Origin of the sequence: Sphingomonas crocodyli (genome assembly GCF_004005865.1) — a bacterium.
Taxonomy (GTDB): domain Bacteria; phylum Pseudomonadota; class Alphaproteobacteria; order Sphingomonadales; family Sphingomonadaceae; genus Rhizorhabdus; species Rhizorhabdus crocodyli.
Window position 1 is genome coordinate 1,790,834 of record NZ_SACN01000001.1, and the last position, 19,465, is coordinate 1,810,298.

Genomic DNA, 19,465 nt, shown 5'->3' on the forward strand with positions numbered 1-19,465 from the left:
CGATAATAAATTGCGAAAATGAGCCAGCGAGACGACGGGCCTTGACATTGTTCTCTATTTGTTCTAGCCATGATGGCTGCGCATGATCGAATGCCACTCGATCTCCGCAAAGCGACCCGCTGCGTCACCAGCGCCTGTTGCAGACAAGATCGTATTTATTTGGGGGAAATGGATCGATGCGAACCACGCACAGGATGAATCATGGCCCGATCGCCGGGATCGGGGCGGCATGTCTTTGCAATGTCGAAAGCCACAAAGGCCGCGAAAGCCATGACCATTGTGGCTTTTGCGGCTTTCGCTACCGAAATTACCGGCTTTTGGGCGTGGTCAGGCGGCGACCTGATCGCGCGCAGCCGCGATGCTCGCGACCAAATGGATCTGGCGGAACGGCTTGGACAGGCGGACGATGTCGGGCGCGATCAGGTCGATCCCCTGATAGCCCGAAATGATCAGGATCGCGGTGTCGGGATGCTCGACGCGCAGCCGCAGCGCGAACTCGGCGCCCGTCATCCCCGGCATGATATGGTCGGTGACGACCAGAGTGGGTGCAAAGCCTTCATCGATCAGGTCGAGCGCCTGGCGCGCATTTTCGGCCTGCACCACCTTGTAGCCCAGATCCTCGAGCATTTCGGCGGTGGCCGATCGCACGATCGCTTCGTCGTCGACCACCAGAACCCGGCCGGGGCTCTTTTCGGCCTCGACCTCGGGCTCCGCCACCGGCGTTTCGGGCACGACCTTCGCGACGGGCAGCCACATTGCGACTTCGGTGCCCTTGCCCGGCAGGCTGTGCAGTTCCAGCCCGCCGCCCAGCTGGCCCATCAGGCCGTGAACCATCGACAGGCCCAGGCCGGTGCCCTGGCCGCTCGTCTTGGTCGAAAAGAAGGGTTCGATCGCATTCTTCAGCGTATGCGCATCCATGCCGGTGCCGGTGTCGCTCACCGCCAGCCGCACGAAATCGCCCGCGGGCAGATTGGCGGGGCGCGTCTCGCCAAGGCCGGGCAGGCGCACCGAAAGGGTCAGCGCGCCGCCATCGGCCATCGCGTCGCGCGCGTTCACCGCCAGGTTCAGGATCGCCATTTCCAGCTGATGTTCATCGATCCGCACCGGCGGCAGGCCGCTCGCGCAGTCGATCCGCAGTTCGATCCGCTGGCCGACCGTGCTCGCCAGCAGGCTCGACATATTCTCGGTCAGCTGATCGAGCCCGACCGCTTTGGTGCTGAGCGGCTGGCGGCGCGCGAAGGCCAGCAGGCGCTGGATCAGCGTCTTGGCGCGTTCGGCCGCGTCCATCGCGACTGTGGCGCTACGCTGCAGCCGTTCGTCGCCGGTGGAGCGCATCAGGATCAGGTCCAGGCTCGCCATGATCGGCGAAAGGAGGTTGTTGAAATCGTGCGCGACGTTGCCGGTCAGCTGCCCGATCACCTCCATCTTCTGGGTCTGGCGCAGGATTTCCTGGGCCTTTTCCAGTTCGGCGGTGCGTTCGGCGACGCGCTCGCCCAGATTGGCGTTGAGCGCTTCGAGCGACCCGATCAGGCGCATATTCTCGATCGCGGTCGACGCCGAACGCGCCAGCGCCTCAAGCAGCGCGATCTCGTTATCGCTCGGATCGCCGGTTTCGGACCAATAAGCGCCCATCGCGGCGACGGGATCGGGGCGGCCGATCGGCACCATCGCCATGCTGCGCACGAAAGTAGGGCGATAGGCTTCGAAGGGGACGCGCGGGTCGCGTTCGACATCGGGGATGATTGCGGTTTCGTTATGGATCATCGCCCAGCCCGAAACGCAGGTCTCGGCGGGGAATTTCTGCCCGGCCCACAGCGGCGCCTTCGCGTCTTCGGCGACATAGTGGCATTTGTCGTCGTCGCGCAGGACGACGGCGATGCCGTCCGCACCCACGATGCGACGCGCATTGCGGCGCAGGATTGCGACGACGGCGTCCATCGTGCGCGCGCTGCTCAGCTGTTCGACAGCGTCGCCAAAATGAGTCCAGCGTTCGGCGACCGAAAGCCCGGTCGCTTCGTCCGCCCCAGCTCTCAACACGGTAGGCATCACTCACCCCCACAACGCAACGGAAACCGAATCACATCGATAATCCGCAGGGGTGCTTATAGCGAAACGAAACGTCCAGTTCGATTCCATCCTATTATACCGAAGGCTAAGGAACCGTCAGCAATACTGGGATGGGTTTCACCTCTTCTTGGGTGGTTGGCGACGTCAGCTTGGCGATCGCATCGAGCAATTGGCGCGCGGCGATCTGCGGGGCGTCGGCGCCGCTCGATCCCATCGCGTCGGCCGCGCCGCGCTGCTGGGTCGCCAGAAATACGGGGTGCAGTGCTTGCGATCGGCCGAGTTCGGCCATTGCCGCGTCGGGATCGCAGGCGACCGCGCCATAGCGCCACATCGCGTAATCGGGGTTGCCGCGCCACGCGGTGCGCGCGGGATCGAGGAAGACGCAGGGGCGGGGCTTGGCAAGGAACTCGTAGATCTGGCTGCTCACGTCGCCCAGATAGATGTCGGCGGCGCGCGTATAGCTCATGTCGCAACTGCGCGCCGAACCGAGGTCGACCAGCACGCGGCCGGGCACCGCGAGCGCCTCGATTTCCGCAATGCTGGCGCGGTCGATCCGCTTGCGCAGGCGGACATGGGGGGCGAGGATCAGGTTGAAGCGGCCGTCGGCGATGATCCGATCGACGACCGCGCGGCCCATCCGGTCCCACGATCCCAGCGCCGCCGAGAAATGCGGGTTGTAGAGGATGGTCGGGCGCGCCGGATCGAGGCCGAGGTCAATCGGCGGCGCGATGCGTTCGACGGCGGCCAGCTTGATATAGCCCGATATGCTGCAGCGATCGGGGCGGACCAGCCCTTCGGCGATCATCCGTCGGCGGTCCTTGGGGCCGGCGACGATGATATGATCGAACAGCCGCAGCCGATCCTCGAACCCCACCGCGCGATCGCCCGCGCCGTGGGGGATGTGGATCATCGGCGGGGTGCGGCCGGGCAGGTGGCGCAGGCGCGTGCTGGTCCGCTCCGCCGTGACGATCGCGTCGTGGTTGCGCAGTTCGGCGCTCCAGCGCAGCAGGCGCAGCGTCTTGCCGGGACGGATGAGCCAACGCGGCAGCGCCATGACGCGGATCGGAATGTGCGGGGCATCGAGCCGGACGAACAGATTGCGGATCGCGCGGGCATCGGCTTCGTCGGCGACATAAGCGGTCACGTCGCCCGCCCGCGCGGCGATCTCCGCCGCGACGGGGGCAAGGTGCAGCGCCTGATGCTCTCCGCCGATGAAGATGAAGGCGAGGCTTGGTCCGATCTGGGGCCCGATCTTGTGCTGCAATCGTCCGTGCATGGGTGATCCTCGCCGCCTGGTTTCCAGACGCCGCGGTCACCCCCATCCGCGACCCTGTCAGGATGGGTGACGAAGTTGCCGGCGAAATGACATGCTTATGTCACGATGTTGCGACGTGACGGTCAGCGATCCGGATAGACGATCGCCTCGATCTCCCATTCCTTCTCGCCCGCCGGCAGGCGCACGCGGCGCAGATCGCCGATCGCGGCACCCTTGAGCGCGTGGGCAAGGGGGGATCGCCAGCTGATCCGGCCCGCGCTCGCATCGGCCTCGTCCTCGCCGACCAGGGTGACGGTGCGGCGCTCGTCCTCCTCGTCGACGATCGTCACGGTCGCGCCGAAATAGACGCGGTTGCGATCGGCCTGCTGTGCCGGATCGACCACCTTGGCCGATTTCATCCGGCGCGACAGATGCCCCAGTTCACGATCGATCTCGCGCAGCTTCTTGCGGCCGTAAATGTAGTCGCCATTTTCGGACCGATCGCCATTGCCCGCGGCCCAGCTGATCACCTCGACCAAAGCGGGGCGTTCCTTGCCGAACAGTTCGTCATAGCGCGCCCGCATCGCGGCATAGCCGGCGGGGGTGATGTAATTGGCGGGCTTGCCGTCGCTCATTTCGCTCTGCGCTGGTTCAGCACCTCATAGGCGATGACGGCGGTGGCGACCGCGACGTTCAGGCTGTCGGCTTTGCCCAGCATCGGCATTTTCACCAGCAGATCGCACTCCGCCTCATAATCGGCCGGCAGCCCCTGCGCCTCGTTGCCGACGAGCAGGAAGGTCGGCGCTTCATAGCGCGGCGCCTGATAATCGTGCGTCGCCTTCAGGCTGGTTCCGACAAGCTGGCCGGGGCCGGAGCGGAGCCATTCGAGGAATTCGGGCCAGCGCGCCTGCGCGATCTTCTGCGTGAACAAGGCGCCCATCGTCGCGCGCACGGATTCGACCGAGAAGGGATCGACGCAATCGTCGACCAGGATCAGCCCGCCCGCGCCGACCGCATCGCCGGTGCGCAGGATCGTGCCGAGATTGCCCGGATCGCGCAGCGACTGCGCAACGATCCAGATGTCGGCGGTCGATCGGTCGATCCGCGACAGGCTGGTGTCGAGTTCGCGATAGACCCCGATCACGGCCTGCGGATTATCCTTGCCCGACAGCTTGGACAGGATGTCGCGCTCGGTCTCGATCGCTTCGCCACCCTTCGCCTCGACATCGGCGATCAGCCGCTGGGCAAGCGGATGGTTCGCGCCGTCGCGTGCGAAGAAGATGTAATCGGGCAGCACGCCTTCGTCGGCGGCTTCGGTGAGGATGCGCAGCCCTTCGGCCAGGAACAGCCCTTCGTCACGCCGATGCCGCTTTTCACGCAGCGATCGGACGCGCTTGATCAGCGGATTGGAAAAGGCGGTGATCTGGCGGGGCAGGGGCTTGGTCCTTTGTTGCGCCTAAACCCTACCCGTTCGTGTCGAGCGAAGTCGAGACACGTTGGCTGGGCGCGCGGGGCCGTGTCTCGACTTCGCTCGACACGAACGGTGATGGGGAGACCGATAAAGCCGGTCGATCAATCCTCGCCGAACTTGCCCTCGACCAGTTCGACGAGCACGGCGAGCGCCTTTTCGGCGCCGTCACCCTTGGTGGAGATGATCACGCTGTCGCCCTTGGCGGCGCCCAGCATCATCAGTCCCATGATCGAGGTGCCCGCGACCTTCGATCCATCCTTTTCGACTTCGACTTCGGCGCTTTGCGCGCTGGCGAGCGTCACGAACTTCGCGCTCGCCCGGGCATGGAGCCCCCGAATATTGGTAATCTGGACTTCTTTCTGAAGGACCAGGCTCATGCGGCAGCTTCTCCCAAAACTTCCGAAGCGACCGATATATATTTGCGTCCCGCATCGCGGGCGGCGGCCACGGCAGCCTTGATCTTCATCATCTTGCGCGCGCCTTCAAGCCTGATGAGCATCGGCAGGTTGATCCCTGCGATCACTTCGACCCGGCCGGGCTCCATCAGCGAGATGGCGAGGTTGGAGGGCGTGCCGCCGAACAGGTCGGTCAACAGGATCACGCCGTCGCCGGCGTCGACGGCCTTCACCGCGCGCGCGATATCGGCGCGACGGCTTTCCATGTCGTCGTCCGGACCGATGCAGATCGCTTCGATCGCGGTCTGCGGGCCCACCACATGCTCCATCGCCGTCACGAACTCAGCCGCCAGCCGGCCATGCGTCACGAGCACCAATCCGATCATCTCATCCGTCCGACCGTTTCAACATTACCCCGGCTCGGCCATCCCCCTGGGCGTCCGGTTTCTTCAGAACCAGATCGCGATGGCGCAACGTGGGCGAAAAACCCGCGTCGCGCAACCGGGCAGCGACAGTCTCTGCCATATGGACAGAGCGATGCTTCCCGCCGGTGCAGCCTATTGCAATGGTGACATAGCTTTTTCCTTCCGCTTCGTAGCGCGGAAGCAACAGTAATAGCAGGTCTTCGATCCGCTGGCGGCTCTCCGGCCAGATCGGATCGGCGGCGATATAGGCGCCGACCGGGGCATCGAGTCCCGTCATGGGACGCAGATCGGGGTCCCAGTGCGGATTGCGCAGAAAGCGCATGTCGAAAACCAGGTCCGCGTCGCGCGGCACCCCGCGCGAAAAGGCGAAGCTCATCACGGTCAACTGCGAAGGCTGTCCGGCATCGCCGAACGCCTGACGCAGCAGCGCCTGCAGATCGTTGGTCGTGCGGCCGGTGGTCTCGATCAGATGATCGGCGGCTTCGCGCAGCGGGGCCATCAGTTCGCGTTCGTAGGTGATGCCGTCCTCGATCGGGCGATCGAGCGCCAGCGGGTGCCGGCTGCGCGTCTCCGAATAGCGGCGGGCGATTTCGGCGCCAGAGGCATCGAGGAACAGGATTTGCGCGTCGCGACCTTCCTCGTCGCGCAACTGGCGCACGCCGCGCACGATGCGGGCGACGTCGAACTCGCGCGTGCGGCTATCGATGCCGATCGCGACCGGGCGGCTCAGCCCCTGCGCGCCCTCGGCCGGGGCCGCGCCCAGCAGCGAATCGACCAGCGAGAGCGGAAGATTGTCGACCGTTTCCCAGCCCATATCCTCGAAGGTCTTGAGCGCGGTCTTCTTGCCCGAACCCGACATGCCGGTGACGAACAGGATGCGATCGGGGCGGGGGGCTGTCATCGTGTCAGGTCTATACCATATCGGCGCAGCGCCGCCTCGGCCTTGATCGGCGCGCTATGTTCGAACGGCGCGAAGGGCAGAGCGGGGATCGCGATACCCTCGATCGTCATCATATGCGCCTCGACATCGGGCAGCCGCTCGGGCGTTTCGTCGAGCTGGAGGAGGAGGGCGACGGGGGTTTCGCCGGCAGGCTCGACCTCCTCGATCCCGATGCCGCGCACCTCGATCCGTCCCTCGATCCGGGGGGCGGGGCAGGCCATCAGCACGTCCCCGCGCGCTTCGAGCCTTGTGTAATCGTCCGACACGAGCCGCGCCCCGCGATCGATCAGGCGGAGCGCGAGATCGGATTTTCCGCTGCCCGACGGCCCGGAGAGCAGCAGGCCGCGCCCTTCGATCGCGACGCAGGTGGCGTGGATCAGGGTGCCGCTCATATCGCTGCCACCGGCAGGCGGATCACGAATTTTGCACCGGGGCCGAAATCGCGGTCGATCACCTCGATCGAGCCATTATGCCCCTCAACGATCGCCTTTGCGATGGCGAGGCCGAGGCCCGAATGCCGGCCGAACGCCTCGCTTTCGGGGCGGACGCTGTGGAAACGGTTGAAGATCGCCTCGCGCGCTTCGGGCGGCACGCCCGGCCCCTCATCCTCCACGCGGACCACGACATCCTCTCCATCGAGGGTCGCGGCGACCTGAACGAGGCCGCCGGTCGGGGAGAAGGAGATCGCATTGTCGACGAGGTTTTCGACCACGCGCGTCAGCCGCGATCCATCGCCGAACACCACCGCGCTGCCGCGATGCGGGCGGGCGAAGGCGACGCGGACGTCCTCGTTCAACCCGCGCTGCTCGCGCGCCTGCAACAACCCCTCGATCATCACGCCGAGGTCGATCGTCTCGAACCGCGCGCGCGCCAGTTCGGCATCGACGCGCGATGCTTCGGAAATGTCGGTGATCAGGCGATCGAGCCGGCCGACATCGTCGCGGATCACATCGACCAGCTGCTCCTTGAGCGCGGGATCCTTGACCAGAGCGAGGCTGTCGACCGCGGAACGCAGCGAGGCGAGCGGGTTCTTGAGTTCGTGGGTCACGTCCGCGGCGAAGGCTTCGGTCGCGTCGATGCGCTGGCGGATCGCAAGGCTCATGTCGCTGAGCGCGCGGGCGAGTGTGCCGATCTCGTCACGGCGCGAGGGGAGGCGGGGCACCTGCACCTCACGCGCGCGGCCGAGCCGCACCCGATGCGCGGCGAGCGCGAGGCGCCGCAGCGGGCGGACGATCGTGCGCGCCAGGAACAGCGACAGGAACACCGACATGCCGACCACGATCAGCAGGACGATGCCCAACCGCAGCCGCTCCGCACGGACGATGCGGACGATGTCGCGCTGATTCTCGGTGGACAGCAGGATATGGTTCGATCGCGGCAGCCGCAGCGCGCCCACCACCACCGGGGTCCGATCCGCCGCGCGGCGCACGTCGGTGAAGACCTGGCCGGAGCGCATCGATGCACGCACTTCGGGCCAGCTTGTCAGCCTGTCATGAACGGGCTCCTCGAAGAAACCCGGCCGATCGGCGCCGACGATCCGATCGATGAAGCGATCGAGGAAACGCGCGACGCGCTTTTCCCAATCCTCCTGCGATGGATCGCGCAACTGATAGGTGGGGGGCGATATCGTCCAGCTGTCGAACATGGGCGGCGCATTCGGCTTCGCCAGATCGTAGAGGCGCAGCCGCATGTCGGTCTGTTCGCCGAACTCGGCCAGCAGCTTCGCCTTGCTGTCGTCGGGCACCGCAGAGGCGCCGGCTGCGATCAGCGAAATCTGGGTCTGCGTTTCTGCGATGCGCGCATCGACCAGCTGGGCGCGGAAGCTGTCCAGATAGAAGAAGCCGCCCGCGAGCAAGGCGAGCGCGAAAATGTTCACGGCCAGGATGCGCGTGGTCAGCGACGTGCGCGCCGACCCCTGCAGCACGTCGTCCTTACTCTTCACCGAACCTGTAACCCACGCCGTAGAGCGTCTCGATCGCCTTGAATTCGTTATCGACCGCGCGGAACTTGCGCCGCAGCCGCTTGATGTGGCTGTCGATCGTGCGATCGTCGACATAGACATCGTCCTGATAGGCGGTGTCCATCAACTGATCGCGCGACTTCACGAAGCCGGGGCGCTGCGCCAGTGCCTCGAGGATCAGGAATTCGGTGACGGTCAGTGTCACTTCCTTGCCGTCCCAGCTCACCTTGTGGCGCGCCGGATCCATCTCCAGCCGTCCGCGCGTGATCCGTTCGGCGGGCGGCGCATCGGGCTCGGCGCTGTCGGCGCGCGCATCGGTGCGGCGCAGGATCGCGCGGATGCGGGCGACCAGCAGCCGGATCGAGAAGGGCTTGGTGATATAATCGTCCGCGCCCATTGCGAGGCCCAGCGCCTCGTCGAGCTCATCATCCTTTGACGTCAGGAAGATGGTGGGCACGTCGCTTTTCTCGCGCAGGCGGCGCAGCAATTCCATCCCGTCCATGCGCGGCATCTTGATGTCGAGCACCGCCAGATCGGGGGGATTGTCGAGCAACGCCTTCAGTGCGGTGTCGCCGTCCGAATAGATCCGCACGACGAAACCTTCGGACTGGAGCGCGATCGAGACCGAGGTGAGAATGTTGCGATCGTCGTCGACGAGCGCGATCGTTGCCGACATGGGACCGTTTGGCCTCCTCGTAATTGACAACCGGGTTAGCGCAGCGACGCGCCGGGTTCAACCGGCGCGCAATCGAGCGCGCGATGAAGAATTTTCGACCTAAGGATGAGGCAAACCGAAAATTAACCTTCCATCGGTTACGCGAAGGACGAACCAAATCACTGTCAGTGGGTGCCATGTTCCAGGGAAAGCCTCCCGTCGCCGAAAAGTCCGCCGCCTATCCGGGCGAGCGTCCTGTGGACCTGTTCGAGCGGATCGGCGGTTTTCTGCGCGCCAACAAGCTCGATCCCACCCCGATCAACTATGATCTGGCGCACCAGTTCTTCTGTTCGGACGACCCCAATCTGGTCGCGGCGATCGACGGCGCGATCCGGCGCGACGGTCTGCTGCGTCCCGAAGTCGCCGCCGAAATCTCGCAGGCCGCGTCGAACCAGATTTCGTCCGAACTGCTCGATCAGCTTTTGGGCCGCGCGCATAAGAATATGACGATGGCCGCCGGCCTCGTGACCCAATCGACCGCCGACGTGAAGGCTTATGGCAGCGCGCTGGCGAGCGGTGCGGGCACGATGACGAAGGGCGGCGTTCCGGCGCAGACCGCGCTGGGCCTGCTGGTCGAACTCACCCGCACGATGATCGGCAAGACGCAGGATGCCGAGGCGCAGCTCCGCTCGATGGGCGAGCAGATGGCTTCGTTGCGTGACGATCTGGCCGAAGCGCAGGCGACGGCGGAGAGCGATCCGTTGACCGGCCTCGCCAACCGCCGCGCCTTCCAGGCGAAGCTGCTCGAGGCGATCGAGCAGGCGGAGGCGGAGGGCTATCCACTGTCGGTCGCCTTCTGCGACATCGATCATTTCAAGAAGATCAACGACACGCACGGCCACGACACCGGCGATCGCATCCTGAAGATGTTCGCCGAAGCGCTGTCGGACGGCGTGGGCGAAGATACTCTGGTCGGCCGTTTCGGCGGTGAGGAATTCCTGGTCCTTTTCGACGGGATCATGGCGCGCCGCGCCGCGATGCGCGTCGATGAGGTGCGCGACGAACTGGGCAATCGCAGCCTGGTCAACCGCACCACCGGAGAGCCGATGGACGTCGTCACCTTCTCCGCCGGCGTCGCGCAGCTTCAGCCGGGCGAGGATAGCGACGCGCTGCTCAAGCGCGCGGATGAGGCGCTCTACAAGGCGAAGAATGCCGGCCGTAACCGCGTATTGATCGCCGGCGACGACTGATATCGACGAAGGGGTGGCGCCCGTCCGCCACCCGGCATATACGGCCCCGAATCCAACGCCCCGCTAAGGATTCGGACCCCAATGGACATCAGCCTCGGCCTCACCTTCGACGACGTGCTTCTCCGGCCCGGCGAATCGGACGTGCTGCCAAGTTCGGCCGACACCAGCACCCAGGTTACCAAGGCGATCCGCCTCAACATCCCGATCCTGTCCGCCGCAATGGACACGGTGACGGAAGCCGACATGGCGATCGTGATGGCGCAGCTGGGCGGCATGGGCGTTCTCCACCGCAACCTGACGATCGAACAGCAGGCCGCCGCCGTCCGCGCGGTGAAGCGTTTCGAATCGGGCATGGTGGTCAACCCGATCACGATCAGCCCGCAGCAGACGCTGGGCGAAGCGCGCGCGATCATGGCGTCCAACCGCATTTCGGGCATTCCGGTGGTCGAGGCGAACGGCAAGCTGGTCGGCATCCTCACCAACCGCGACGTGCGCTTTGCGGAAAACCCCGCGCAGCCAGTGTCCGAACTGATGACCAGCCAGAATCTCGCCGTTGTCGGCGCGGGCGTCGGGCAGGACGAGGCGCGCCGGATGCTGCACCAGCGCCGGATCGAAAAGCTGCTGGTGGTCGACAATGACTATCGCTGCGTCGGCCTGATCACCGTCAAGGATATCGAAAAGGCTGTCAGCTATCCGGACGCCACCAAGGATGCGGGCGGCCGCCTGCGCGTCGCCGCCGCGACCACGGTCGGCGACAAGGGCTTCGAACGCACCGAGGCGCTGGTCGATGCCGAATGCGACCTGATCGTCATCGACACCGCCCACGGCCATAACCGCGACGTCGCCCGCGCCGTCGAGCGCGTGAAGCGCCTGTCCAATTCGGTCCAGGTCGTCGCCGGCAACGTTGCGACCGCAGAGGCGACCCGCGCGCTGATCGATGCGGGCGCGGATTGCGTGAAGGTCGGCATCGGGCCGGGTTCGATCTGCACCACCCGCGTCGTCGCCGGCGTCGGCGTGCCGCAGCTTACCGCCGTAATGGAATCGGCCGAGGAAGCCGCCAAGTCGGGCGTTCCGGTGATCGCCGACGGCGGCCTGCGCACCTCGGGCGATCTCGCCAAGGCGCTGGCGGCGGGCGCGGGCTGCGTCATGGTCGGCTCGCTTCTGGCGGGTACCGAGGAAGCTCCGGGCGAGACGTTCCTCTATCAGGGCCGCGCCTATAAGAGCTATCGCGGCATGGGCAGCCTGGGCGCGATGGGCCGCGGTTCGGCCGATCGCTATTTCCAGGGCGACATCAAGGATCAGATGAAGCTGGTGCCCGAAGGCATCGAGGGCCAGGTCGCCTATAAGGGGCCGGCCAAGGACATCATCCACCAGATGGTCGGCGGCGTGAAGGCGGCGATGGGCTATACGGGTGCGGCGACGATCCCCGAGCTGAAGCAGAAGGCGCGCTTCGTGCGCATCACCAATGCGGGCCTCAAGGAAAGCCATGTCCACGACGTCACCATCACCCGCGAGGCGCCGAATTATCCGACGCGCTGACCGACATAACGCCCCTCCCTTCAAGGGAGGGGTATGGGGGTGGGTGGCGCAGCCGAGGGCTCGAAGCCCGAAGGCGGAGCTTTACGGGACGAGCGAGGATGCTCGCGACTTCGTCGCTCGCACCCACCCCCGGCCCCTCCCTGATAGGGAGGGGAGTTTGCTGGCATGACACCTCAAGCCCGCGCCCAGGCGGCGATCGACCTGCTTGACGAGATCGTCGCTTCCGCGCGGGACGCGGGGGCGGCTGCCGACACGCTGATCGCGCGCTATTTCAAGACGCGGCGCTACGCCGGGTCGAAGGATCGGCGCGCGGTGCGCGACCTCGTCTATCGCGCGATCCGGCGCGCGGGCGAGCGGCCGGCGAACGGGCGCGCGGCGCTGGTCGGGCTGGCGCGCGAGGATGCGTCGCTGGCGGCCTTGTTCGATGGCTCGCTGCATTGCCCGGCGCCGATCGCACCCGACGAAGCGGGATCGCCCGCATCGGCGCTCCCCGCATGGCTCGCCGAAAAGGTCGCGCCGATCCTGGGCGAAAGCGGACTGGCGGCCCTGCTCGAACGCGCTTCGCTCGATCTGCGGGTCAACACGATGCGGACCGATCGCGATGCGATGCTGGCCGCGCTGCCTGAGGCGAAGGCCACCGCGCACTCCCCGATCGGCCTGCGCCTGCCCGAAGGCACCAAGGTCGAGGCTTCGCCCGAATGGGCGCAGGGGCTGATCGAGATACAGGATGAGGGCAGCCAGCTCATCTCGCTCGCCACCCGAGCCGCTGCGGGCATGACCGTGCTCGATCTGTGCGCGGGCGCGGGCGGCAAGACGCTCGCGCTCGCCGCGATGATGGGAGGCGGCGGTCGCCTGATCGCGGCCGACACCGATCGTTCGCGGCTTGCCCGTCTCGCGCCGCGCGCCGAACGGGCGGGCGTAACGGGCATCGAGAACCGCCTGTTGAACCCGAACCGGGAGGGGGATGCGATTGCCGATCTGATGGGCGGCTGCGATGTCGTCCTGGTCGATGCGCCCTGTTCGGGCACCGGCACCTGGCGACGCAATCCGGAGGCGCGCTGGCGGCTCACCCCCGATCGGCTGGCGCGGCTCACCGCGATCCAGTCGCGCCTGCTCGATCTGGCCTTCACGTTGGTAAAGCCGGGCGGTGCGCTCGTCTATGCGGTCTGCTCGGTCCTCGATGAGGAAGGGGCGGGGCAGGCGCAGGCGTTCGTCGATCGGACGGCCGGAGTCCAAGCCGACAAGGATTTGTTCACCACAGGCGCGTATCGTGGCCCTGGAAAGCTGTTGACCCCGGAAAAGGACGGAACCGACGGCTTTTTCGTCGCAAGGCTAATCAAGGCATGATAGCCTCGCGCCGTGCTTATCTGTTGGAGATGTTGATGCGTTTCTCGCCGCCGGCCATCGCCCTCTCGCTTGTGCTCGCCACCGTCTCCAGCACCGTTGTCGCGCAAAAGGCCGATGATCAGATCAACCCCAAGTCGCTCGCGCTGCTCGCCGAAGGCCAGTCGCAGCTGAAGGCGGGCAACTTCGCCGCCGCGAACGACACGCTGGAAACCGCGCTCGCGATCGATCCGCGCAACCGCGCCGCCTTCGTCGCGCTCGGCCGCGTCGCGCAGGCGCAGCAGCTGCCGGGCAAGGCGATCCGCATGTATTTCGAGGCGCTGTCGATCGAACCGAACGACGTCAACGCGCTGGGCGCGCAGGGCGAAGCGATGGTTCAGCGCGGCGCGATGGAGCGTGCGCGCGCCAATCTCGCCCGCGTCCGCACCCTTTGCAAGGCCGAATGCGCCCCCGCGACCCAGCTTGCCGCCGCGATCGCCAAGGGCCCGCCGCCCGCCGTCGTCGCTGCGCAGACCGCGACCAAGGTTCCGCCGAAGGGCGAAGAGACCAGCAAGGCGAACTGATCGGGGCGACCTGAAAAAGTTTCCTATAGGAAACTTTTGGATCAGCGGCCCAGCACCCGCGCCAATTCGATAAATTCCTCGACGCTGACCGTCTCGGCGCGGCGCTCCGCCGCGATGCCGGCGCTTGCCAGCGCGTCGACTGCACCCGGTACGCCTTTCAGACTCTGGCGCAGCATCTTGCGGCGTTGGCCGAAGGCGGCGGCGGTCAGGGCTTCGATCGTGCCGATCGATACGCCTTCGGGCTGCGCGGCGGGCACGACATGGATCACCGCTGACATCACCTTGGGCGGCGGCACGAAGGCGGAGCGGTGGACCGGCATCGCGATCGTCGCGGTCGCGCGCCACTGGGCGAGGACGGAGAGGCGGCCATAAGCGTCGGTGCCCGGCTTCGCGACGATCCGATCGGCCACTTCGCGCTGAAACATCAGCGTGAGCGATTTCCACCACGGCGCCCATTCGGTCAGCGTCATCCAGCGGACGAACAAAGCGGTGCCGACATTATAGGGCAGGTTGGACGCGATATGGGCGCCGTCGCCCGTCTCGACACGCTCGTCGATCTTCATCGCGTCGCCCGAAATCACACGCAGCCGACCGCCTGACGCCTCGTTGAGTTCGGCGAGCGCATCGAGGCAGCGGCGATCGCGTTCGACCGCGACGACATTCGCGCCGGCCTCGAGCAGCGCGCGCGTCAGCCCGCCGGGGCCGGGGCCGACCTCATAGACCGTCGCGCCGTCCAGATCGCCCGGCACGCGCGCGATCCGATCGAGCAGCTGGCTGTCGAGCAGGAAGTTCTGGCCCAGCGCCTTGTCGGCGGAGAGGCCGTGCCGCGCGATCACCTCACGCAGCGGCGGCAGGCCGGGGATTGCCTTGGGTTTCACGCGGTCTGCAGACGGTTCCGCGCCGCTTCGGCCGCCAGCGCGATCGCGGCGATCATGGCGCCGGGATGCGCCATATCCTTGCCGGCGATGTTGAACGCGGTGCCATGATCGGGCGCGGTGCGGACGATCGGCAGGCCCAGCGTCATGTTCACGCCCTCGTCGAAATGCAGCGCCTTGACCGGGATCAGCGCCTGATCGTGATAGAGGCAGAGCGCGCAGTCATATTGTGCGCGGGCACGGGCATGGAACATCGTGTCGGCGGGCAGGGGGCCGACGATGTCGATGCCTTCACCCTGCAATATCTCGACCGCCGGAGCGATCAGGTCGATCTCCTCGCTGCCCAGCGCGCCGCTTTCGCCCGCATGCGGGTTGATCCCGGCAATGGCGAGGCGCGGGCGCTCGATCCCGAAATTGCGGGCCAGGCCGCGTTCGGTGGCGCGCGCCTTGGCGCAGATCAGCTCGATCGAGAGCGCGTCGAACACGTCGCGCAGGGCGATGTGGGTGGTGATCGGCACGACCCGCAGCGTCGGGCCGGCCAGCATCATCACCGCATTGCTCGACGCGATGCCGCAGCGTTCGGCGACGAACTCGGTCTGCCCGGCATGGGTGAAGCCGATCGCGTAAAGCTGCGCCTTGGAGACGGGGGCGGTGACGAGGCCGCCGACCATCGTCGATCGCGCCAGCCCGGCGGCCAGCTCCAGCGAGTCCAGCGCGCAGCGGGCGCCCGCCAGATCGGGCTGGCCGGGCACGATCTCCCCGGTGTCGTGGATCTGGATGATCGGCAGCGCCTCACCGAAGACGGACGCGGCCTCGTCGGGCGAGCCGATCCGCTTGATCGGCCCGCGCCACACGCGCTCGACCGACCGGCAATCGCCCACCGCGAAGAAGGGCGCCAGATCGTGGGCGTTGCGCACCGTCCACGCCTTGGCGACGATTTCGGGGCCGATGCCCGCCGGATCGCCCAGCGCGATGGCGAGCGGTGCGATGGTCATGCCCGCCCGGCTACCTGTGTCATCGATATTCGATCACGGCGTCGCGCCGCAGATCGCGCAGATAGCGGCGCGCGCGACGGTTCACGCGATCTTCCTCGATCTGCGAATAGATCTGTTCGAACGAGGGATCGGACGAGCTTTGCGGATCGTCGCGGCCGCACAGGACAAGCGCGCGGACGCCTTCGGCCAGCGAACCGAACGGGCGTGAAGCCTGGCCGATCTGCAGTTCGAGCATCATGTCCTGCAGCACCGGCGGCAGATCGCGGATCTTGACCTGATCATTGTCGACCACGTCGGCGCCGACCGTCTTGGCGACTTCGGCTACCTTGCCGCAGCCCTGGATCGTCTGGACGGCGTTGGCGAAGGCTTCCACCTTCGGCGCGGCGGTCGCCTGGGTCGATCCGGCGGGGAAGGTGATCGTCAGCTGCTTGAGCGCGAGGACCGCATCGCGCGGATCGGCGGTCAGCACCTGGCGCTTGTCGATCAGCGCGATGATCGAATAGCCGCCCGGCACCGCGATCGGCGGGCTGAGCATGCCGTTACCCATCTGCGCGGCCGCGGTGGCGAGCTGTTCGGGCAACTGTTCGCCGCGCACCCAGCCCAGATCGCCGCCGACCGCGGCGGTCGATGCTTCGGAGAACTGGCGCGCATAGGCCTGGAACGAGCCGCCCTTGCGGATCTGATCGATGATCCGTTCGGCATTGGCCTGCGTCGCGGGCATCGCCTCAGGCGTCGAGGACAGGAAGATTTCGCCGATATGATATTCGGTCGCGCCCTTCGAAGCGTTGAGGCGCGCGATGATCGCGTTCACCTCTTCCTCGCTGACGTTCACGAACGGCTCGACGCGGCGGCTCAGCACGCGGCGCCACGCGATTTCACCCTGGATCTGGCGGCGGAGCGATTCCGCGGACGAGCCTTGCGACTTCAGATAGGCTGCAAACTCGGTCGGATTGCGGCGGACATTGGCGGCGACGCGGGCCATCGTCTGGTTGATCTCGGCAGCGGGCACCTCGATCTTCTGCGCGGCGGCTTCCTGAATCTCGAGCGTTTCGTCGATCAGGTTGCGAAGCACCTGCAGGCGCAGCCGTTCCTTTTCCTCTTCGGGAACCTTCTCATCACCGCCATTGGCCGCGAGGACGAGCGCGAGGCGCTGATCGACGTCGGTGGCGGTGATGATCGTGCCGTTCACGATCGCGGTCGCCTTGCGGATGTTGGGATCGCGGCTGCCGAAGACGGCGATATCCTTGGGGAGATCGAGGCCGCTATTGTCCGGCTCCTCCACCGTCTGGGCGACCAGCGGGGCGGCAACGGCCAGAACGGCGCCGAGCGCGGCAACCGGCAACAGGCGCGACTTGAACTTCGAAGACAGATTAATCACGCTAGGTAGGATCCTCGTTCCCCACAAAGTCGACCCGCCCCTAAAGGGGCCCGACTGAACGCACGCTTAGCGGCCAAGGTTCTTGAGCGCCACCCGTAACAGAAAGGTGTTGCCCGTGCGGGCGTCGCCGGCGGCGTCATAATCGCGCCGCCACGTCACGCCCAACTCGAAGCAATCGTCGTCATACAGCAGGCCGAGCCGGTGACGGACGGGTTGATAGCCGTCGGCCGTCGACAGCGGGTCTTCCTTCTTGCCGGTCAGATCGATCGTGGTCGAACCGAAGATAGACCAGTAGCGCGCGAACTGGACGCGGCCGCCCAGGCGCGCTTCCTCGCGATCGCGCAGATCCTCCGGGATCGCGGTGGTCGGGATGTTCCGGTTGAGCCGCAGATAGCCGATCGTCGCATAGGTCTTGCGGCTGCCGATCGTGGCATCGACCTCGTTGCGGCGGATCGACAGGCTGTCCTTGTCGATGCGGAAACGGTGCGTGATCTCCAGGAAGCGACCATATTGCAGCGTCGTCCGCCCGACGATGTCGGAGAAACGCCCTTCGAGGCCGGTGCCCGGCGGCAGGATCGAGGGGCGGCTGTTCAGGCGATAGCTCTGGCCGATCACGGTCGAGAAGGCGATGCCCGGCACGTCGACCGACCATTCGATGCCATAGGTTGCGCGGCTGCCATCTTCCCAACGGTCATAGCCGTTGAAGCGGTTGAGCGCGAACAGGTTCGAATCTTCCAGGTCGATCGCGCGCGCATCCTCGTTCGGGATGGCGAGGTTCTTGGTGCGCGGCGTCGCGACGATCTGGACGCGCGGCGTGATCCGCTGCGATCCGGCAAGGAAAGAACCCAGGAACGGCCATTTCAGGTCGGCCGCGATCGCGCCGATCCCGCGCGTCGTCCAGCCCGGATCGCCGCGATAGCTGGGCGTGATCGTGCTAGCGATATTGGACGTGTGATAGACGTCGCCGCGCGCAAAGGCCGTCAGGGTCAGTTCCTGGCCCAAAGCGGTATAGCGGCGCAGATCCCAGCGGGCCGACGTGAAGGCGCGCTGCGTGTCCTGCCCCGCCGTGCGCGTGATCGCCAGCGTGTTGGCCTGCAGCGAGATCATGCCGCCCAGCAGCGGATCGGCGATGCGGCGGCGATAATCGATCAGCGGTAGCGCGATCGGCTGCTGCCCCTGGCTGTCGCCCACGCGCAACGTCTGCACCGCCCAGCCGGCGATCGACAGATAGCTGTCATTGTCGATCCGTTCGGCGTTGATCGTCGAACGCAGGCGGCTGTCGCGCGAAATATCGTAGCGCCGCATGAAGCTGCGGTCGGACGAAAGGCGGGTCGATCCGCTGATCGTCCAGTTGGGGCCGAGCTGGAAACGACCGTTCGCGTCGATATAGCCGCGGAAGGTGCGATCCGAATTGGGCGTCGGTCCGGTGGCGTTGATCGGAACGCGGGTGCCGTAGGTCAGCATGCCCGCCGCCTGCCACGCGCCGTTGCTGGTCAACTGGCGATATTGCGCCTCGATCGACGGCAGCACCTTCGAATAGACGTGCGGCGTGATCGAAAGATCGCGATTGGGCGCGAGCTGAAAATAATAGGGCAGGGCGAATTCGGCGCCGTTCACCCGGCTATATTTGACCTGCGGCAACAGGAAGCCCGATCCGCCGCCCGCGCCCGATCCGTCCGGATGCGACAGGCCCGGCAGCCACAGGATCGGCGTGCCCATGAAGCTGATGCGCGCATTGTCGTAGCTGATCCGGTGCTTGTTCGGATCGTGGACCACCTTGGTCGCGCTGATCTTCCAGATCGGCTCCTTGGGGCATCCTTCGCTGTCGAGCACCGCGCAGGGCGTATAGGCGGCCATCGTCAGCGTGGAGACGCCATCCTTGCGCACGCCATGCTTGGCCGCGAGCCGCCCGCCGTCGTTCAGCACCAGCAGCAGATTTTCGACCACGCCGTCGCGCAGCGAGTCGGTCAGGATCACGCTGTCGCCATAGACGGTGTCGCCGCCCGAATTGACGACCGCGACATTGCCCGACGCGCGGACCTCGCCGGTCTTCTGATTCCATTCGACCCGCTCGGCGCGCAGGCGATCACCGCGCCGCGCCATGCGGACATTGCCGATCGCGGTCACGACCTCCGCGTCGGTATCATAGGTGATCTGATCGGAAGCGAAGGTCACTTCCTCTTCGTTCGCCGGGGTCGGCGCATCGCCCTGGTTCGGCGGACCGGCGGCAGGCTCCAGCAGGTTCTGCGCCCAACCCGGAGTCCCGGCGAGCGCGGTCGTCACCGCCAGGATAGCAACAAATTTCCTCACTGAACCCCGCTTCGACCGGCGCTTATTGGGCCGCCTATCGCAT

18 protein-coding genes are annotated in these 19,465 nt (G+C 66.2%); 4 read left to right on the forward strand and 14 right to left on the reverse strand.

Annotated elements, in window-relative coordinates; all coding sequences use genetic code 11:
• Nucleotides 1–327 precede the first annotated feature (327 nt).
• From EOD43_RS08580 to EOD43_RS08625, 10 genes are all read right to left on the reverse strand, one after another.
• A complete protein-coding gene (locus tag EOD43_RS08580) occupies nucleotides 328–2,046 on the reverse strand; it encodes a GAF domain-containing hybrid sensor histidine kinase/response regulator (protein WP_127742973.1) in 1,719 nt (572 codons plus the stop codon).
• A 106-nt stretch (nucleotides 2,047–2,152) separates the two neighbouring features.
• A complete protein-coding gene (locus tag EOD43_RS08585) occupies nucleotides 2,153–3,343 on the reverse strand; it encodes a glycosyl transferase (protein WP_127742975.1) in 1,191 nt (396 codons plus the stop codon).
• A 122-nt stretch (nucleotides 3,344–3,465) separates the two neighbouring features.
• The gene (gene greB / locus EOD43_RS08590; protein WP_127742977.1) at nucleotides 3,466–3,957 is read right to left on the reverse strand and encodes a transcription elongation factor GreB; all 492 of its coding nucleotides are present in this window, start codon (nucleotides 3,955–3,957) and stop codon (nucleotides 3,466–3,468) included.
• Nucleotides 3,954–4,757 carry a TrmH family RNA methyltransferase gene (locus tag EOD43_RS08595; RefSeq protein ID WP_127742979.1) on the reverse strand — a complete coding sequence of 268 codons (804 nt, stop codon included), beginning with the start codon at nucleotides 4,755–4,757 and terminating at the stop codon, nucleotides 3,954–3,956. Before EOD43_RS08595 ends, greB begins: the two co-directional genes overlap by 4 nt.
• Nucleotides 4,758–4,894: 137 nt before the next feature.
• Nucleotides 4,895–5,170 carry an HPr family phosphocarrier protein gene (locus tag EOD43_RS08600; RefSeq protein ID WP_127742981.1) on the reverse strand — a complete coding sequence of 92 codons (276 nt, stop codon included), beginning with the start codon at nucleotides 5,168–5,170 and terminating at the stop codon, nucleotides 4,895–4,897.
• Entirely contained in the window at nucleotides 5,167–5,574 is a 408-nt protein-coding gene (locus EOD43_RS08605; protein ID WP_127742983.1) for a PTS sugar transporter subunit IIA, read from the reverse strand. The genes EOD43_RS08600 and EOD43_RS08605 overlap by 4 nt, the downstream gene beginning before the upstream one ends.
• A 1-nt stretch (nucleotide 5,575) precedes the next feature.
• A complete protein-coding gene (gene rapZ, locus EOD43_RS08610; protein WP_127742985.1) occupies nucleotides 5,576–6,514 on the reverse strand; it encodes an RNase adapter RapZ in 939 nt (312 codons plus the stop codon).
• On the reverse strand, nucleotides 6,511–6,945 hold the full coding sequence (locus EOD43_RS08615) for an HPr kinase/phosphorylase (protein WP_127742987.1): 435 nt from the start codon (nucleotides 6,943–6,945) through the stop codon (nucleotides 6,511–6,513). Before EOD43_RS08615 ends, rapZ begins: the two co-directional genes overlap by 4 nt.
• Entirely contained in the window at nucleotides 6,942–8,495 is a 1,554-nt protein-coding gene (locus tag EOD43_RS08620) for a sensor histidine kinase (protein WP_127742989.1), read from the reverse strand. Before EOD43_RS08620 ends, EOD43_RS08615 begins: the two co-directional genes overlap by 4 nt.
• On the reverse strand, nucleotides 8,485–9,189 hold the full coding sequence (locus tag EOD43_RS08625) for a response regulator transcription factor (protein ID WP_127742991.1): 705 nt from the start codon (nucleotides 9,187–9,189) through the stop codon (nucleotides 8,485–8,487). Before EOD43_RS08625 ends, EOD43_RS08620 begins: the two co-directional genes overlap by 11 nt.
• Nucleotides 9,190–9,365: 176 nt before the next feature.
• On the opposite strand from EOD43_RS08625, the gene EOD43_RS08630 reads away from it, so the two are divergent.
• The 4 genes from EOD43_RS08630 (at nucleotide 9,366) to EOD43_RS08645 (ending at nucleotide 13,864) form a co-directional block, all read left to right on the forward strand.
• A complete protein-coding gene (locus tag EOD43_RS08630; RefSeq protein ID WP_127742993.1) occupies nucleotides 9,366–10,418 on the forward strand; it encodes a GGDEF domain-containing protein in 1,053 nt (350 codons plus the stop codon).
• Nucleotides 10,419–10,499: 81 nt separating this feature from the next.
• Entirely contained in the window at nucleotides 10,500–11,957 is a 1,458-nt protein-coding gene (guaB, locus tag EOD43_RS08635; RefSeq protein WP_127742995.1) for an IMP dehydrogenase, read from the forward strand.
• 165 nt (nucleotides 11,958–12,122) lie between these two features.
• Nucleotides 12,123–13,304: an RsmB/NOP family class I SAM-dependent RNA methyltransferase gene (locus tag EOD43_RS08640; RefSeq protein WP_127742997.1), complete on the forward strand. Its 1,182-nt coding sequence runs from the start codon at nucleotides 12,123–12,125 to the stop codon at nucleotides 13,302–13,304.
• Between the two features lie 35 nt (nucleotides 13,305–13,339).
• Nucleotides 13,340–13,864: a tetratricopeptide repeat protein gene (locus tag EOD43_RS08645; RefSeq protein WP_127742999.1), complete on the forward strand. Its 525-nt coding sequence runs from the start codon at nucleotides 13,340–13,342 to the stop codon at nucleotides 13,862–13,864.
• Nucleotides 13,865–13,905: 41 nt separating this feature from the next.
• Here the strand turns inward: EOD43_RS08645 and rsmA are convergent, their stop codons facing one another.
• The 4 genes from rsmA to EOD43_RS08665 all read right to left on the reverse strand — a co-directional run bounded on the left by rsmA (nucleotide 13,906) and on the right by EOD43_RS08665 (nucleotide 19,422).
• Nucleotides 13,906–14,742 (reverse strand): 16S rRNA (adenine(1518)-N(6)/adenine(1519)-N(6))-dimethyltransferase RsmA, encoded by an 837-nt coding sequence (gene rsmA, locus EOD43_RS08650; protein ID WP_127743001.1) that lies wholly within the window; start codon nucleotides 14,740–14,742, stop codon nucleotides 13,906–13,908.
• Nucleotides 14,739–15,734, reverse strand: a complete 996-nt coding sequence (gene pdxA / locus EOD43_RS08655) for a 4-hydroxythreonine-4-phosphate dehydrogenase PdxA (RefSeq protein ID WP_127743003.1) — start codon at nucleotides 15,732–15,734, stop codon at nucleotides 14,739–14,741. The genes rsmA and pdxA overlap by 4 nt, the downstream gene beginning before the upstream one ends.
• Before the next feature lie 19 nt (nucleotides 15,735–15,753).
• Nucleotides 15,754–17,112, reverse strand: coding sequence for a peptidylprolyl isomerase (locus EOD43_RS08660; protein ID WP_127743005.1), 1,359 nt, complete (start codon nucleotides 17,110–17,112; stop codon nucleotides 15,754–15,756).
• Nucleotides 17,113–17,178: 66 nt separating this feature from the next.
• Nucleotides 17,179–19,422, reverse strand: coding sequence for an LPS-assembly protein LptD (locus tag EOD43_RS08665; RefSeq protein WP_127743007.1), 2,244 nt, complete (start codon nucleotides 19,420–19,422; stop codon nucleotides 17,179–17,181).
• Between the last annotated feature and the right edge of the window lie 43 nt (nucleotides 19,423–19,465).

Coding starts and splice junctions, on each gene's coding strand:
- EOD43_RS08580 (WP_127742973.1), bottom strand. CDS start 2,046: ATGCCTACCGTGTTGAGAGCTGGGGCGGACGAAGCGACCGGGCTTTCG.
- EOD43_RS08585 (WP_127742975.1), bottom strand. CDS start 3,343: ATGCACGGACGATTGCAGCACAAGATCGGGCCCCAGATCGGACCAAGC.
- greB (WP_127742977.1), bottom strand. CDS start 3,957: ATGAGCGACGGCAAGCCCGCCAATTACATCACCCCCGCCGGCTATGCC.
- EOD43_RS08600 (WP_127742981.1), bottom strand. CDS start 5,170: ATGAGCCTGGTCCTTCAGAAAGAAGTCCAGATTACCAATATTCGGGGG.
- EOD43_RS08605 (WP_127742983.1), bottom strand. CDS start 5,574: ATGATCGGATTGGTGCTCGTGACGCATGGCCGGCTGGCGGCTGAGTTC.
- rapZ (WP_127742985.1), bottom strand. CDS start 6,514: ATGACAGCCCCCCGCCCCGATCGCATCCTGTTCGTCACCGGCATGTCG.
- EOD43_RS08615 (WP_127742987.1), bottom strand. CDS start 6,945: ATGAGCGGCACCCTGATCCACGCCACCTGCGTCGCGATCGAAGGGCGC.
- EOD43_RS08625 (WP_127742991.1), bottom strand. CDS start 9,189: ATGTCGGCAACGATCGCGCTCGTCGACGACGATCGCAACATTCTCACC.
- EOD43_RS08630 (WP_127742993.1), top strand. CDS start 9,366: ATGTTCCAGGGAAAGCCTCCCGTCGCCGAAAAGTCCGCCGCCTATCCG.
- guaB (WP_127742995.1), top strand. CDS start 10,500: ATGGACATCAGCCTCGGCCTCACCTTCGACGACGTGCTTCTCCGGCCC.
- EOD43_RS08640 (WP_127742997.1), top strand. CDS start 12,123: ATGACACCTCAAGCCCGCGCCCAGGCGGCGATCGACCTGCTTGACGAG.
- EOD43_RS08645 (WP_127742999.1), top strand. CDS start 13,340: ATGCGTTTCTCGCCGCCGGCCATCGCCCTCTCGCTTGTGCTCGCCACC.
- pdxA (WP_127743003.1), bottom strand. CDS start 15,734: ATGACCATCGCACCGCTCGCCATCGCGCTGGGCGATCCGGCGGGCATC.